The following is a 15499-nucleotide window of genomic DNA, read 5'->3' as shown; positions in this document are numbered from 1 at the left end:
TTTACAATACCCCTTTTGCGCTCAAAACGCCGCCGCCCGTCTGCTGCACTGCTTGGCGGAGCGCGCGCGCCAGCGCCTTATACAGTGCTTCGGTGATGTGGTGCGCGTTGTCACCGTATTCGGCTTTCAGGTGCAGGGTCAGCCCTGCATTCACCGAGAGTGCGCGCATAAATTCGACGGTCAGGCAGGTGTCATAGCCGCCGCAGGCCGGCTGGGGCATGGGCGCGTCGAACACCAGATAAGGCCGGCCGGAAATATCGAGCGCGCAAAACCCAAGCGCTTCATCCATGGGCACAAATGCCTGCCCGAACCGCGCGATGCCCGCCTTATCTCCCAGGCACTTTGCGAGCGCCTGCCCCAGCGCGATACCGCAGTCCTCGACCGTATGGTGTCCGTCCACCACAAGGTCACCCTTACAGCAAAGCGTTAATCCAAAGCCCCCGTGCACGGCAAAGGAGTTCAGCATATGGTCAAAAAAGCCGATACCGGTATCGATCTGCCGGACGCCGCCGTCAAGGCAAAGCGTCAGCTCGATATCCGTTTCCTTGGTCTTCCGTTTGATCTCAGCGCTTCTCATCGGTCTCCTCCTCCCGGAAACGCACGGCGACAGAATTCGCGTGCGCGTTTAAGTGTTCGGCCTCGGCAAGCGCAATGATATCGTCCGCATAGGACGAAAGCGCCTCCCGCGAATATTCGATCACACTGGTTTTCTTCAAAAAAGTATCGGTCGAGAGCGGAGAGAAAAACCGCGCTGTACCCGAGGTGGGCAACACATGGCACGGCCCCGCCATATAGTCGCCAAGCGGCTCGGGCGCATACTGCCCAAGGAAGACCGCGCCCGCATTATGCAGGTATGGCAGCAGCTCGCGCGGCGCGGCGGTGACGATCTCCAAATGCTCAGGCGCGATCTGGTCTGCCAGCTTGCAGGCGTCTGTCAGTTCGTCGAACACAATGGCGCACCCGTAATTTTTCACGCTTTCCTCAATGATGGCAAAGCGCGGCAGTTCCCGCGCCATCCGCTCCATTTCGCAGGAAATAGCCTGTGCCTGCGCCATCGAGTCGGTCAGCAGCACGGCGGACGCCAGGCGGTCGTGCTCGGCCTGCGATAACAGGTCGGCCGCCACATAGGTCGGGTTGGCGGTATGGTCGGCGATGACAAGCACCTCGCTCGGTCCCGCGATCATGTCGATATCGACCGCGCCGAACGCCAGCTTTTTCGCCGCTGCGACGAACGCGTTCCCCGGGCCAACGATCTTATCCACCCGCGGAATCATGCCCGCGCCATAAGCCAGCGCCGCGATAGCCTGCACGCCGCCGACCGCAATAACCGTGTCGACCCCCGCAATCTTCGCGGCGGCCAGCACCTCGCGGCTCATATTTTCCGTCGGCGGCGTGACCATGATCAGTTCCTGCACCCCCGCCACCTTGGCCGGGACTGCGTTCATCAGCACCGAGGACGGATACGCCGCCGTGCCGCCCGGCACATAGATGCCGACGCGGGCAAGTCCTCGCACGGTCTGCCCCAACGTTTCACCCGGGCGGCGCTGCCATTCCCAGCTTTTGACCAGCATCTGCTCGTGGTAGCTGCGGATATTGTCCGCCGCTTTCTGGAGCGCCGCGATCAACTCGGGCGCACAGCCCGCATAGGCCTCATCAAGCAGTTCGTGGCCGACCACGTAGGGCGCCTGCCCGTCAAACTTTTCCGCGTATTCGCAAACCGCTTCAAAGCCGCGCGCTTTCACATCGTCCATGATGGCGCGCACGGTCTGCTCAATATCGCCGCGCGCGCTTTCCGCGCGCGCTCCCATCTCACGGAGGACGGCCTGCTCGGCCTGCCCATCCGCCAGCACGGTTTTTAAAAACATGCTTTAGCCCTCCAAACCGCTTTCCAGCTCGCTTATCACCTTTTGGATCGCGGCTTTTTTCATCTTGGCGGACGCGAGATTGACGATCACACGCGCGGAGATCGGCGCCACATCCTCCACGACCTCAAGGCCGTTGTCGCGTAGCGTCGAGCCGGTCTCCACAATATCTACAATCGCGTCCGCAAGCTCCAAAAGCGGCGCGAGCTCGACCGAGCCCTCGATCTTAATCGTTTCCACGTCCATATTTTTCCGGTTAAAAAACGCTTTGGTCACAGCGGGGTACTTAGTTGCAATCACCGGCGTTTTATAACCGCCGTAAACATCCCTGCCCTTTTTCGTCGCGACTGCAAAGCGGCATTTGCCGAAGCCCAGATCGACCATCTCATAGAAGCTGCCGCCCTTTTCCATGATCGTATCCTTGCCGACAACGCCCATATCGCACACGCCATGCTCGACATAGGTGATCACGTCCGCCGCCTTGGCAAGCACGATCTCGATCTGCGTGTTTGGCAGCGTGAAAATCAGCTTGCGCGAACCGGCTTCCAATTCGGAAATATCATAGCCCGACTTTTGAAGCAGCGCCAGCGTCTTCTTCTCGAGCCGCCCCTTGGTCAGCGCGATGCGGACAGTGCCGCGGCGCATGGCCGCCTCCGGACGCTGCGCGCCGGTCAGGCTTTCCGCCACGCGCTCCACGTCGATGCCAAAGCCGCCCGCGGGCAGGTCGCGTCCGAACTTGGCACAGAGGGCGTTATAACGCCCTCCGGACAGGATGGCTGCGCCCGCGCCGCCGATGTAGCCGCGAAACATGATGCCGGTGTAATAATCCATCTCATGCACCAGTCCGAGATCGATCATCACGCGCGCGCCATAGCCCTTTTCGTCGAGCGCCTTGTATAGCCGCCGCAGATAGCTCACCGCGCCTAGCACGCGCACGTTTTGCGTGAGCTGTTCGACCTCGTCCAGCACCTCCATGCCGCCGAAAAGCTGCGGCATCGCGCCCAGCGCGCGGGAAGCCGCCCGGTCGCTGTACGGTTCGAGCGCGTCGCCCAGCGCGGCAAACGATTTGTTCTCGATCAGCCGGCGGATACGCTCGGCTGCCGTTTCGTCCACACCCAGTTCCTCGATCAGCGCTTTATAGATCTCCGCATGGCCAAGCTCGATGCGGAAGCTGTCCGCCCCGGTCTTTTCCAATGCGTCAAACGCGGCAAGCAGGATATCGAGATCGGCCGAAAGGCCGTCCGCGCCGATCAGTTCGGCGCCGATCTGCAAAAACTCGCCCTTATGCCCATGGTCGCCCGCGACCGAGCGAAACACTTTCTGGCTGTAATACAGCCGCACGGGCAGCGCCGCGTCATCCAAACGGGTCGCCGCAATTCGGGCGATCGGCGTTGTATTATCCGGCCGCGCGACGCAGATACGCCCCGAACGGTCGATGATCTTGAGCATATTTTCCTGATCCAGCTCGGGGTTTGCTGTGCGGAACACATCGAAATATTCGACCGCGGGCGTGATGATCTCGGAAAAGCCGCGCGCCTCCAGCGCGCCGCGGATAGCGTTTTCGGTCTGCCGCAGCGCGCGGCATGAGGAAAACAGCAGGTCGCGCGTGCCCTCGGGCGTGGAAATACTGAAACGGTTCATAAGATCCGGTCGTCTCCTTTATTGCTTTATCGCGTTAAAATAATACCACAGAAAACCATCATTGTCAACCCTTTTTGCAAATGACGGTATCGCGGTAGGTCGCCCCGTGGGTCACGACCGTGATACGCCCCTGTTCCGCCAGTACCTGAATGCGGCGGAACACCTGCATATCGCTGACCGGCAGCCCGCCCAACGCGCGCCCGACCGTCAATGCGGCGGGTGCTGGTTTTTCCGATACACACGCCAATATCTGCCCGTCGTAATAGTCCTCAGAGACCGAGCGCACCTCACCGTTTGCCACCACGCGAAGCGGCGCGTTTTCCCGCTCGAGTGTTCGCCACGATTCGCACAGCGCGTGCACTTCCTCTCCGGCCAACAGACGGCGCTTTTCGTAAAAATACGGCAGCAGCTCCGGGCTGCATTCGCCCACGCCCCGAAATACGGCGACTGCGCACCGGTCACGGTCTTTCCAGCGCTTCATCGCCTGCCTGTCCACGCAACGGCGTAAAACCGTCTGTGGCACAAGCCGCAGCAGACGGTTTTTCGCGCGGCTGCCTGTGACAACGCTGACCGCGCCTTGTGTTGGCGCGGGCGGCGGAGAATCCGCAAGCGGCATCTGGTCAACGCAGACCGTCCAGATCTTTGCGCCGTGTTCAGCCAGCCGGCTGACCGCATAGCGCAGGGCGCATTGTTCGCTTGCCAGATTTCCATACCAGATCAGCGCTTCGCCGCAAGTCTCCAGCGCGGGCAGCGCTTCTTTAAAATGCCGCTGTAGCATAGCCTCCCTGTCGTCCGTCAGTTCCGGGTCGTCGTACCACGGGTAAATGATCGGACCGCGCTTTGCACAGTCGGTCACATCGGAAATATTGCCCTGTGAATAATCGTCCAGCAGCGGCTGGATACCATCGGCCTGCATCTCGGGCGCTAAACCGCTGCGCGCGCATTTCAGCAGCCCTGCCGCGCTGTCTCCATAAGCAAACCAGTACATATCCCGCGCCCCTTACTGTCTTGTATAGGCTTCGACGATCTCGGCCAAACGGTCGAGAAACGCCTCTTCGCCCCAAGTGTTGATCTTGAAAAACACGGCCTGGCTGCCGCCTGAGGTGATGGCCGAAAGGAACAGGTCATCGCCGCTGCCCGCAAGCGTTACACTTAAGCTGACGCGATTGCCGCCCGCATAGCTGTACCGCTCGTAAACGCGGACAGCCACGCGCGTACTATCCGCCTGCCAGTCGCTGCCATCCTCATAGGACGCGGACATGCTGCCGCTCAGGATACCGCCGTCAATACGGCGCAGCAGGTCGTCAAAATCGCCGGTCAACCGCTTTACGTATTTCGCCATAACCTTGTCCTCCTCACGCAAACAGGGAAATCTGTGTGGTCTTGGGCATCGAGCCGAGCGCGCCGATCTGGTCGAGCAGCTCGATAACCGATTTTGACACCTTGGGACACCGCACCGCCAGTTCCTCCGCGGACAGGAATTTTCCGTTTTTCCGCTCCTCGACAATATTCTGCGCCGCCTGCTCGCCGATGCCGGGCATCGAGGTGAACGGCGGGATCAGGCCGTTTTCTGTGACGATGAAATTGGTAGCGTCCGAGGTGTAAGCGTCCATCGGCTCAAAGGCAAAGCCCCGCCGGTAAAACTCGTGACACACCTCGAGCGTGGTCGCCATTTCCTTTTCCGCCGCCGTGATCGTCTTTTCCCGCTCCTTGAGCGCGAGCTCGCGCAGCTTGTCCTGGCACACCTTGTCGCCGCGGATCATGCACGACGCGTCAAACCCTTTGGCGCGCACGGAAAAATACGCCGAATAGAACGCAAGCGGATAATGCACCTTGAACCACGCGATGCGGAACGCCATCATAACATACGCGACCGCGTGCGCTTTTGGAAACATGTATTTGATCTTTTTGCACGAATCGATGTACCATTCCGGTACGTTCTGCTCGCGCATCGCGGTCTCCATCTCCTCAGTAAGCCCCTTTCCCTTTCGCACCGATTCCATGGTCTTAAAGGAAAGCTTGGGCTTGACGCCCTGCAAGATCAGATAGTTCATGATATCGTCGCGGCAGCAGATGCAGCCCGAAAGCGGGATGCCCTGCCGCACCAGCTCCTGCGCGTTGCCCAGCCAGACGTCCGTACCGTGCGACAGGCCGGAAATGGAAACCAGCTCGGCAAACGTCGATGGCTTGGTCTCCTTGACCATGCCGCGGACAAATTTGGTGCCAAACTCGGGCACGGCGAGACAGCCCAGATCGCCCAGGATCGGGTCGGTGTCCGGATTTTCGCCTGTGTAGCGAAGCGCCTTGCACGAATGGAACAGGCTCATGGTATCGGGGTCGTCCAGCGGGATCTCCTGCGCGTTAACGCCGGTCAGGTTCTCCAGATGCTTGATCATGGTCGGATCATCGTGCCCAAGCTCGTCAAGTTTAAGCAGATTGGCGTCGATCGAATGATATTCAAAATGTGTGGTGATGATATCAGAGTCCGGATCGTCCGCCGGATGCTGGACGGGGCAGAAATCATAGATTTCAACCTCCTGCGGCACGACGACGATACCGCCCGGATGCTGCCCCGACGTGCGGCGCACGCCCGTGCAGCCCGCGGCGAGGCGGTTCTCCTCGGCGCGCGAACATTCGATGCCGCGCTCGTCCATATATTTTTTCACATAGCCGTAGGCTGTCTTCTCCGCAACCGTGCCGATCGTGCCCGCGCGGAACACATGATCCTCCCCAAACAGCTCGCCCGTGTATTTATGGATGCGGGACTGGTATTCGCCCGCAAAATTCAGGTCGATATCGGGCACCTTGTCGCCCTCAAAACCGAGAAAGGTCTCAAAGGGGATGCCAAAGCCCTGCTTGGTCAGCGGCTTGCCGCAGCGGGGACAGGTTTTGTCCGGCAGATCTACGCCGCAGGAGTATTCGTCGTGCCACTCGACATATTTGTCCTCCTCGCACAGATAGTGCGGCGGGAGCGAATTGACTTCAGTGATATCCGAAGTAAACGCCGCGAACGACGAGCCGACCGAACCGCGCGAGCCGACCAGATAGCCGTCCGACAGCGATTTGGTCACCAGTTTCTGCGCGATGATGTACATAACCGCGTAGCCGTTTCCGATGATCGAACCCAGCTCGCGGTCGAGCCGCGCCTGCACGAGCTCGGGCAGCGGGTCGCCGTAGATGCGCTTGGCCTTTTCGTAGCTCATATTGCGCAGATCGTCCTCACAGCCGTCGATATGCGGCGGATAGTTTTCCCGCGGCACCGGCCGGATCACATCGCACATATCCGCAATCAGGTTGGTGTTTTTCACGACCACCTCATAGGCGCGGTCGGCACCCAGATAGGAAAACTCAGCAAGCATCTCGTCGGTCGTTTTGAGGTAAAGCGGCGCCTGGTTGTCCGCGTCCGGGAAACCCTGCCCCGCCATCAGGATGCGGCGGAACGCTTCGTCTTCGGGTTCGAGAAAATGCACGTCGCCGGTCGCGCAGCAGGGCTTTTGCAGCTTGTCCGCAATTTGGAGGATCTTCCGGTTCCAATCCCGCAGCTGCTCCTCCCCGCTCGCCATGCCCTTGGCGATCATAAACTGGTTGTTCGCTGTGGGCTGGATCTCCAGATAATCATAAAAGGAGGCCAGACGTTCAAGCTCCTCGTCGTCCGCCCCGCCCGTCATCGCGCGGAACAGCTCTCCCGCCTCGCATGCCGAGCCGAAAATGAGACCCTCGCGGTGGCGGATCAGCTCGCTGCGCGGCATAATAGGCCGCTTGTTGTAGTATTCAAGAAAACTCTTGGAAACGAGCTGATAGAGATTTCGCAGCCCCGCCTGGTTTTTCACTAGAATAATGAAATGGTATCTGGGCAGGTTTTTGAGTTTGTTTTTCCGATCGGTCTGCGCGGCCAGCACGGGATTAATGTCGGCCGCTGTAACCGCGTGAAACTCCTCGCGCAGCCGCGCTAGCAGCTTTACGAAAATCCGGCCGAGCACCGCGGCGTCCTCGCTCGCACGGTGGTGCTCGAACGGGCCGACCTGCAGTTCCTTTGCCAGAATATTAAGCTTGAATTTATGCAGGTGCGGCAGCATCAGGCGCGACATTTCGAGCGTGTCGATGCTGGTGAACGTCGGCTCGTGCGCAAGCCGTTTGCACGCCGCGCGCAAAAAGCCCATATCGAACCCCGCGTTGTGCGCCACAAGCGGGTACGCGCCCTCCCCCGCCCACGCGAGAAATTTTGGCACGGCCTCACGAAGCTCGGGCGCGTCCGCGACCGTCTCGTCCGAAATGCCGGTCAGCTTGGTGATTTCCTCCGGGATGGGTTTGTGCGGGTTCACATAGGTCTGGAAGCTGTCCCTGATCTCGCCGCCTACCACGCGCACTGCCGCGATTTCTGTGATTTCCTCGGAAGCCGGATTCAGCCCGGTCGTCTCCAGGTCAAATACAATGAACGTGCCGTCGAGCGGCTCGGCGGACGGGCCGCGCACGACCGAAAGGCTGTCCGAGTCGTTGATATAGTACGCCTCAACACCATAGAGGATCTTCATATCCCCGATAATATCCTTTTGCTTTCCCTCCTGCGCATGGAGTGCCTCGGGGAACGCCTGCGCCACGCCGTGATCGGTAATCGCCATCGCCCGGTGGCCCCACTGCGCCGCGCGGCACAAAAGCGACGCGGTGGACGACATGCCGTCCATTGCGGACATATTGGTATGTAAATGCAGCTCGACACGCTTTTCGCCCTCGTATTTATCCTGCCGCATCGGCTTTTTCGCCCGGACGATCGCGGTCGGTTCCAAAACCATTTCCTTGGCGTAGCTGTCAAACGTCAGCTTGCCCTGCACCGTGCAGTACAGCCCGGGCTTGACGCGGGAAGCGAGATCGTCCGCCTTATCTGCCGCAAGGAATTTGGAAACACGCACCGAATTGGTGCGGTCGGTCATGTCGAACGCGAGCTTTACATAGTCTTTGCCTGTCTTTTTGCTCGTGATGTCGCGGTGGTCGGTAAAAAACACCTCGCCTTGGATCGTCACCATATCATAAGCCATGACGGCCTCGTTGATCGAAACGATCGGATCCTGCATCAGCTTGCCGAACAGCAGGTCGTCATCCTTTACCTTTTCGGCGCGGGGGCGCGCATAGCCGCCCTCAGATTTGGGCGCAGGCCGCGGTTTTTTGGGTTTTGGCTCGCTTGGCGGCGCGCTTGCCGCCTGCTGCTCGATCGCCTTTTGCAGGATTTCCTCGCGCTTCGGTTGCCCAAGTGCAGACGGATAGGCCGAAGCGTCGGCGCGCACCGCGCGCACCGGGCAGCGAATGCCGAGCTCGTCGCCGATGCGGCGCTCGAGCTGGCGCAGGGCGACGGTGAAATGCTTTTCGCTCACCTCGTCCATCGGCAGGCGCACTTCCCCCTCCTCATAACGCCACTGGGACGCGTCGAGCAGGCCGCGAGCCGACGGCATCTTAGCCGCCATTTCCTCATACAGCGTCGCGAGGTAGTCCGCCGTGGGGGCAGGCAGCTTGTACCGCGGCTCGACAAACACCTTGCCTATCCCATAGGCTTTGGCGATCTGGCTTTCCAGTCGGTGCAGTGCAGCGCGAGGTACGATGCCGTCCAGCTCCAGCTCGACGACCAGCACCGTCTTATCGTCCCCAAACGCAAGCGAACGCACCTCGCCCCGGGCGAGGTGCTGTTCGGTGATATCCTGTTTGCACTTGTCAAAAAAATCGATCAGCTTGCCTGGCATGGGTTTCCTTAACTCCTCTCGATCTCCTCCATCAGCGCGTCCACCAGCTCGTCCTGCGGCACTTTGCGGACGATCTCCCCTTTTCGGAAGATCAGCCCCTCGCCCGCGCCGCCGGCAATGCCGAGATCGGCCTCACGCGCCTCGCCCGGCCCGTTGACCGCGCAGCCCATGACGGCTACTTTCAGCTTTTTCCCGTGAATGGACGCGCACCGCTGCTCGACCTCTTTCGCGATCCCGATGAGATCGATGCGCGTGCGCCCGCAGGTCGGGCAGGAGACGACATTGATCCCGTCGTCGTTCCGGCCGACGGCTTTTAAGATCGCATTTGCCGCGTAAATTTCTTTCACGGGGTCGTCGGTCAGCGAAACGCGGATGGTGTCGCCCACGCCAAGCGCGAGCAGGCCGCCGATGCCCGCGGCCGATTTGACCGTGCCCATGTATTCGGTGCCCGCCTCGGTCACGCCGAGATGGAGCGGGTAGTCGGTCTGCTCATGCGCGAGCAGATAAGCGCGCATGGTGTCCGGCACCGAGGAAGACTTGATTGAAATGCAGATATCGTCAAAATTACAGTCGTTCAGCAGCTTCACATGGTACAGCGCGGATTCGACCATGGCCTCGGGCGTCGGCCCGCCGAAGCGCGCGAGGATCTCCTTTTCGACCGACCCTGAGTTGACGCCGATGCGGATCGGGATCCGCCGCGCTTTCGCGGCTCTGACGACCTCATGCACCCGGTCCGCCCCGCCGATATTGCCGGGATTCAGGCGTATTTTCTGCACGCCCACTTCGATGGATGCGAGCGCGAGCCGGTAGTCGAAATGGATATCAGCCACGACCGGGATCGGGCTTTTGGCGCAGATCGTCCTAAGCGCTTCGGCAGCCTGCATATCGGGCACGGCACAGCGCACGATGTGGCAGCCCGCCCCGGCGAGCGCCTCTATCTGCGCAAGCGTGGCGTCCGCGTCCCGCGTGTCGGTGTTGGTCATCGACTGCACGGCGACCGGCGCGCCGCCGCCCACCTTAACACCGCCCACCGCAATCTGTTTTGTCTGTTTCATATTCCTCACCCTGTTATCAGCCGGAGAATATCCTGTCCGGTCACATATACCATAAGCGCCAGCAGTGCCACCAGCCCTGCCGCGTGCACATAGCCCTCATATTTCGCCGGCACCGGCTTGCGGCGCACGCCCTCGATCACGAGGAACAGCAGCCGCCCGCCGTCGAGCGCTGGAAGCGGCAGCAGGTTCATCACGCCGAGGTTGATCGAGATGAACGCCACCAGATCAAAGAACGAGCGCATACTGGCCTTAGCCGTATCGGCCATCACGTCGGCCACGCCGACCGGTCCCGAAAGCTGGTCGATACCGACCTTGCCGGTCACAAGCTGGCCAAGGCTAGTCCAGACCAAGCGGGCGTAGTTTACGGAAACACGCGCCGAGCGGTCTATCACCGCGAGCGGTGTGCGCGTCTCCACGGCAAAATTGATGCCGTACAGCTTACGCCCATCCTCCGTGGTGAATTCGCGGGTCAACGGCACATTTTCAAGGTTTACCGTTTCGCCGCCGCGCCTGACCTTGATATCGTACGCGCCGCCCGCGCCCTGTGCAAGCGCTTGGTCGATATCCTCGCGGATCAGTGTTGCATAGCCGTTGATGGACAGGATGGTGTCCCCGGGCATCAACATTGTTTCACCCTGATACTGGAAACCGTCCTGAAAATTATCGATCGTGCGGGTGATCATGTCGCCCTTTTGTGAGCCGACCAACGTCAGTACGATCAGGAAGCCGACCAAAAAGTTCATCAGTGCGCCCGCCACGACGATCAGCATCCGCCGGCGCAGCTTGGCCTTGCCGAACGAATGCTCGCTTTCGCTTTCGCCGTCCTCGCCCTCCATCACGCACGCGCCGCCGAACGGCAGCAGCCGCAGGCAGTAAACTGTGCCATGCCATTCCTTTTTGAAAATGGCCGGGCCCATGCCGATCCAAAATTCGTTGACCTGCACGCCGCCGCGCTTGGCGGTGATGAAATGGCCGAACTCATGCACGATGATGAGCACGCCGAACGCTAGAATCGCGAGAAGTATTTGCAGCAAAACGGTTCTCCTTCCAGAAATCGGGGGTTAGACGGTGCGGTACACCTGTTCCCGCGCGAGGCGGTCGCTTTCAAGCACCGCGTCAAGCGTCAGCACGCGGCGGTATGGGATCTGCCGCATTGCCTCGCGCACGCGCTCGGCAATATCGGCAAAGCCGATTTTCCCATCCAGAAACAGGCCGACCGCGGCTTCGTTCGCGCCGTTAAGCACAGCGCCCAGGTTGCCCCTCCGCTCCGCTGCCAGCTTGGCGAGCGTAAGCGCAGGAAACGCTTCTTCATCCGGATCAAAAAATGTCAAACTACCCAATTCGCTCAGCCGCAGGCGCGGCACCTTGCACGGCACGCGCGCTGGGTACGTCAGCGCGTACTGGATGGGCAGGCGCATATCGGGCACGCCGAGCTGCGCGAGCACCGCGCCGTCCTCAAATTCAATGAGTGAATGCACGATGCTTTCGCGGTGGACGACGATCTCGATGTCCTCCGGGCGCATGTCGTACAGCCACATGGCCTCGATAAATTCCAGTCCCTTGTTCATCATGGTCGCCGAATCGATGGTGATTTTCGCGCCCATATTCCAATTGGGATGCGCGAGCGCCTGTTCCCGCGTCACCCGCCGCATTTCTTCGGCGGACTTTCCGAAAAACGGCCCGCCCGACGCGGTCAGGATGATTTTGGAAAGGCGGTTGCCCTGCGCGGCCTGCGCGCACTGGAAGATCGCCGAATGCTCGGAATCGACCGGCAGGATCTGAACGCCCTTTTCCCGCGCCGCGCGCATAACCAGCTCGCCCGCGCAGACCAGCGTTTCTTTGTTGGCCAGCGCGATGTCCTTACCCGCTCCGATCGCCGCCATCGTCGGCAGCAGGCCGACCATGCCGACCACCGCGGTTACCACGATGTCCGCGCCCGATTCGGCGGCGCAGGCGATCAACCCGTCCATGCCGGACAGCACGCGAATATCAGTATCGGCAAGCGCGGTTTTCAGGGCTTTCGCGGCATCCTCGTCAAACGCGCACACCATTTTGGGCTTCAGCTTTCGCGCCTGTCCTTCGAGTAAGTCTATGCGTTTATTCGTCGTCAATGCGACGACCTCGGCTTCGATCGAGGGCAAAATATCGACAGTCTGCGTGCCGATCGACCCAGTCGAGCCCAGGATTGCTATTTTCTTCATGTCTTTCACCAGATGATCCGCAGGATGATTTCGGCCAACGGCGCAACAAACAGTACGCTGTCAAACCGGTCGAGCACGCCGCCGTGCCCGGGGAAAATGCTTCCATAGTCCTTAATACCGGCCTGCCGCTTGATGATAGAGAACGACAGGTCGCCAATCACGCCCATCACCGCGCCCGCGCCGCCCAAAACGGCGGCTGCCCACAGCGGGAGGTCCAGATCGAGGAACCCATTCATCAGCACAGCCGCCAGCACGACCAGCAGTGCGCCGCCGATCACGCCGCCCACAGCGCCCTCGACCGTCTTTTTCGGGCTGACCACGGGCGCAAGCTTATGCTTGCCGAAAAACAATCCGGTAAACAGCGCGCACGTATCCGCGCCCCAAGCCGCGAGCAGCGGCAGCAGCACCAGAAACGGCCCGTGATGGTATTCCATCTGAAAAATGCGCAGAAGCGACAGCATTAGATACGGCACAACGAACGCGCCAAAGAACCCCCACGCCACTTCGGACGCATGCATGCTTTCATGAAAGCGCAGCAAAATGGCAAAGGAGAGTACGAGCAGCACGAACGCCAAGCCCTGTCCTATCGCGACGGGCGAAGCGGGCACCAGCGAGGAATGCCCGGCCGCAAACAGGAACGATATTCCGCAGCACAGTATAATCTGCAAGCGGTTCCGCACCAGCTTTGCCGAGCCCAGCACCTCATAGGTCGCCAGGACGCACAGCGCGGCCACAATCAGCTCCAGCACAACAGGCGGGAACACATACAGCGCAAGCAGCACGAATATAAAGCCCGCCACGCCGAACAGCACTCTGGTTTTCATATCTTTAACATGCACCCCGTTTTCTTTATACGCCGCCGAAGCGCCGGTTTCTTTTATTGAATGCGTCGATCGCCTCATCCATGTCTGCCGTTTTAAAATCGGGCCATAGTACGGGCGTAAAATAGTATTCCGCATACGCCGACTGCCAAAGCAGGAAGTTGGACGTGCGGATCTCGCCCGACGGCCGGATGATCAAATCCGGGTCTGGCATGTGCGCCGTGTACAGATGGCGTGAAATATCACCCTCTGTGATATCCTCCGGGCGTATGCTGCCTTTTTCGACCTCTTTTGCCAGCGCGCGCACCGCGTTTTTGATCTCATCCCGGCCGCCGTAGTTGATACACAGGCTGGCGGTTGCGGCGTCCGGGCCGAGCGTGTCGGCGATTTCGCCGGTCTCCCGGATCAGCTCCAGAATATCAGGCGGCAGCGGCGACAGGTCGCCCAGCACGCGCACCGCCACGCCGCGCTCAAACATCGTCTCGGCCGCTTCCTTGAGGTATTTACGGAACAGATCGAGCAGCGCATCCACTTCCTCGGGTGGGCGTTTCCAGTTTTCTGTGGAAAACGCATAGACCGTAAAATACTGCACGCCGATGTCCTTGCAGTAGGTCGCGATGGTGCGGAAAGTCTCCGCGCCCACCTTGTGCCCCGCCTGCCGCGGCAGGCCGCGTTTTTTTGCCCAGCGACCGTTCCCGTCCATGATGACCGCGATATGCCGCGGTACTGGACGGTCTTTTTCGGCTTTTGGTTTCTTTTTAAACAGCCCCACTGCCAAATCCCCCATAAAAAGGGGCGGCGAAACGCCGCCCCTCCCATCTTTTTATACTTCCGCCAGTTCCTTGGACTTTTTTGCAACCATTGCATCCACTTCTTTGACGTATTTATCCGTCAGCTTCTGCATCTTGTCTTCGCCCTCGTGCAGTTCGTCCTCGGTCATCTCGTTTTTCTTGTTCGCGGCTTTCATCTTGTCGATCGCGTCACGGCGGATATTGCGCAACGCGACTTTGCCTTCCTCGCCCATCTTGGACACGTTCTTGATAAGCTCCTTGCGGCGCTCCTCGGTCAGCGGCGGGAACGAAAGGCGGATCTGCTTGCCGTCGTTCTGCGGGTTCAGGCCGAGATCGGAGGTCTGGATCGCCTTTTCCAGCGCCTTGAGGATCGAAGCGTCCCACGGCTGGATGGCCAGCGTCCTGGGGTCGGGCGTCGAGACCGCGGCGACCTGCTGAAGCGGCGTGGGCGCGCCGTAGTATTCCACAGTAATCTTATCGAGAACCGCAGGATTGGCGCGGCCGGCGCGCACGGCGGCAAGCTCCTTTGCCAGCACGTCGAGCGTTTTTTTCATTTTCTCTTCATATACGTTCAGTTCAGCCTTCATCTCATTCTTCCTCCTGTACAATCGTGCCGATTTTTTCCCCGTTTACGGCACGGCAGATATTTTCGGGATCGCTCAACGCGAACACCAGAATCGGGATGTGGTTGTCCATCGACAGCGAAGTTGCGGTCGAATCCATAACGCGGAGCCCCTGCCCCAGCACGTCCATATACGAGAGATGGTCGTACTTTTTCGCATCCGGGTTCACAGCCGGGTCGGAATCGTACACGCCGTCGATATTCTTGGCGAGCAGGATCACTTCCGCGCCGATCTCAGCGGCGCGCAGGACGGCTGCCGTATCGGTCGAGAAAAACGGGTTGCCCGTGCCGCAGCCAAAAATGACCACACGGCCTTTTTCCAGATGGCGGGTCGCCCGCTGACGGATGTACGGTTCGGCGATGCGGTTCATTTCGATCGCGGTTTGCACACGCACCGGCACGCCGCGCTGCTCGAGCGCATCCGCAAGCGCGAGCGCATTGATCGTAGTCGCCAGCATACCCATATGGTCGGCGCGGGTGCGCTCCATCTTACCGCCGCCGTCCTTGACGCCGCGCCAGAAGTTGCCTCCGCCGACAACGATGCCGATTTCCGTGCCCATCTCGTTGCATTTCTTGATTACATCGCACACCGGGCCGATCACATCGAAATTCAGCCCGAAATGCTTATCTCCTGCAAGCGCTTCTCCGCTGATCTTGATCAGCACGCGCTTGTATTTGGGTGTCTGCATCGTAACACTCCTTACCCTCAGTATATTCCTTTCTATATTCTACCCTATCGAGGGCTACTTTGCAAAGGGTTTTCAGCGTGAAATTCAC

At 60.0% G+C, this 15499-nt stretch carries 13 protein-coding genes and 1 pseudogene; all 14 read right to left on the bottom strand.

Translation table 11 applies throughout. The annotated features are described in order from the left end of the window. Nucleotide 1: 1 nt before the first annotated feature. The 14 genes and pseudogenes from hisB to pyrH all read right to left on the bottom strand — a co-directional run bounded on the left by hisB (nt 2) and on the right by pyrH (nt 15411). On the bottom strand, nt 2–577 hold the full coding sequence (gene hisB, locus SO058_RS06590; protein ID WP_320842194.1) for an imidazoleglycerol-phosphate dehydratase HisB: 576 nt from the start codon (nt 575–577) through the stop codon (nt 2–4). Beyond that, nucleotides 564–1865, bottom strand: a complete 1302-nt coding sequence (gene hisD / locus SO058_RS06585) for a histidinol dehydrogenase (RefSeq protein ID WP_320842193.1) — start codon at nt 1863–1865, stop codon at nt 564–566. Before hisD ends, hisB begins: the two co-directional genes overlap by 14 nt. Before the next feature lie 3 nt (nt 1866–1868). Beyond that, nucleotides 1869–2507: an ATP phosphoribosyltransferase gene (gene hisG, locus SO058_RS06580; RefSeq protein ID WP_320842260.1), complete on the bottom strand. Its 639-nt coding sequence runs from the start codon at nt 2505–2507 to the stop codon at nt 1869–1871. A 39-nt stretch (nt 2508–2546) separates the two neighbouring features. Further along, nucleotides 2547–3503, bottom strand: a pseudogene (gene hisZ / locus SO058_RS06575) (ATP phosphoribosyltransferase regulatory subunit); the annotation flags it as partial. Between the two features lie 64 nt (nt 3504–3567). Further along, a complete protein-coding gene (locus SO058_RS06570; RefSeq protein WP_320842192.1) occupies nt 3568–4491 on the bottom strand; it encodes a DUF3658 domain-containing protein in 924 nt (307 codons plus the stop codon). A gap of 12 nt (nt 4492–4503) precedes the next feature. Next, the gene (locus SO058_RS06565; protein WP_320842191.1) at nt 4504–4845 is read right to left on the bottom strand and encodes a DUF6054 family protein; all 342 of its coding nucleotides are present in this window, start codon (nt 4843–4845) and stop codon (nt 4504–4506) included. 13 nt (nt 4846–4858) lie between these two features. Beyond that, entirely contained in the window at nt 4859–9232 is a 4374-nt protein-coding gene (locus SO058_RS06560; protein WP_320842190.1) for a PolC-type DNA polymerase III, read from the bottom strand. A gap of 8 nt (nt 9233–9240) precedes the next feature. Then, nucleotides 9241–10287 (bottom strand): flavodoxin-dependent (E)-4-hydroxy-3-methylbut-2-enyl-diphosphate synthase, encoded by a 1047-nt coding sequence (ispG, locus tag SO058_RS06555; protein ID WP_320842189.1) that lies wholly within the window; start codon nt 10285–10287, stop codon nt 9241–9243. A 5-nt stretch (nt 10288–10292) separates the two neighbouring features. Then, a complete protein-coding gene (gene rseP / locus SO058_RS06550; RefSeq protein WP_320842188.1) occupies nt 10293–11321 on the bottom strand; it encodes an RIP metalloprotease RseP in 1029 nt (342 codons plus the stop codon). A gap of 27 nt (nt 11322–11348) precedes the next feature. Continuing rightward, entirely contained in the window at nt 11349–12488 is a 1140-nt protein-coding gene (locus SO058_RS06545; protein ID WP_320842187.1) for a 1-deoxy-D-xylulose-5-phosphate reductoisomerase, read from the bottom strand. 5 nt (nt 12489–12493) lie between these two features. Continuing rightward, a complete protein-coding gene (locus tag SO058_RS06540) occupies nt 12494–13312 on the bottom strand; it encodes a phosphatidate cytidylyltransferase (RefSeq protein ID WP_320842186.1) in 819 nt (272 codons plus the stop codon). Nucleotides 13313–13337: 25 nt separating this feature from the next. Further along, a complete protein-coding gene (locus SO058_RS06535) occupies nt 13338–14081 on the bottom strand; it encodes an isoprenyl transferase (protein WP_320842185.1) in 744 nt (247 codons plus the stop codon). 51 nt (nt 14082–14132) lie between these two features. After that, a complete protein-coding gene (gene frr, locus SO058_RS06530; RefSeq protein ID WP_320842184.1) occupies nt 14133–14687 on the bottom strand; it encodes a ribosome recycling factor in 555 nt (184 codons plus the stop codon). Between the two features lies 1 nt (nt 14688). Then, a complete protein-coding gene (pyrH, locus tag SO058_RS06525; protein WP_320842183.1) occupies nt 14689–15411 on the bottom strand; it encodes a UMP kinase in 723 nt (240 codons plus the stop codon). Nucleotides 15412–15499 lie beyond the last annotated feature (88 nt).

The sequence above is a fragment of the Agathobaculum sp. genome, from assembly GCF_034098985.1.
In the GTDB taxonomy this organism is placed as follows: Bacteria; Bacillota; Clostridia; order Oscillospirales; family Butyricicoccaceae; genus Agathobaculum.
Note: the sequence above shows the minus strand (reverse complement) of the source record. Positions and strands in the feature narration are given on the sequence as shown.

What these genes read in the sequence shown, in the direction of transcription:
- hisB (WP_320842194.1), bottom strand. Translation starts at nt 577, where the DNA reads ATGAGAAGCGCTGAGATCAAACGGAAGACCAAGGAAACGGATATCGAG.
- hisD (WP_320842193.1), bottom strand. Translation starts at nt 1,865, where the DNA reads ATGTTTTTAAAAACCGTGCTGGCGGATGGGCAGGCCGAGCAGGCCGTC.
- hisG (WP_320842260.1), bottom strand. Translation starts at nt 2,507, where the DNA reads ATGCGCCGCGGCACTGTCCGCATCGCGCTGACCAAGGGGCGGCTCGAG.
- SO058_RS06570 (WP_320842192.1), bottom strand. Translation starts at nt 4,491, where the DNA reads ATGTACTGGTTTGCTTATGGAGACAGCGCGGCAGGGCTGCTGAAATGC.
- SO058_RS06565 (WP_320842191.1), bottom strand. Translation starts at nt 4,845, where the DNA reads ATGGCGAAATACGTAAAGCGGTTGACCGGCGATTTTGACGACCTGCTG.
- SO058_RS06560 (WP_320842190.1), bottom strand. Translation starts at nt 9,232, where the DNA reads ATGCCAGGCAAGCTGATCGATTTTTTTGACAAGTGCAAACAGGATATC.
- ispG (WP_320842189.1), bottom strand. Translation starts at nt 10,287, where the DNA reads ATGAAACAGACAAAACAGATTGCGGTGGGCGGTGTTAAGGTGGGCGGC.
- SO058_RS06545 (WP_320842187.1), bottom strand. Translation starts at nt 12,488, where the DNA reads ATGAAGAAAATAGCAATCCTGGGCTCGACTGGGTCGATCGGCACGCAG.
- SO058_RS06540 (WP_320842186.1), bottom strand. Translation starts at nt 13,312, where the DNA reads ATGAAAACCAGAGTGCTGTTCGGCGTGGCGGGCTTTATATTCGTGCTG.
- frr (WP_320842184.1), bottom strand. Translation starts at nt 14,687, where the DNA reads ATGAAGGCTGAACTGAACGTATATGAAGAGAAAATGAAAAAAACGCTC.
- pyrH (WP_320842183.1), bottom strand. Translation starts at nt 15,411, where the DNA reads ATGCAGACACCCAAATACAAGCGCGTGCTGATCAAGATCAGCGGAGAA.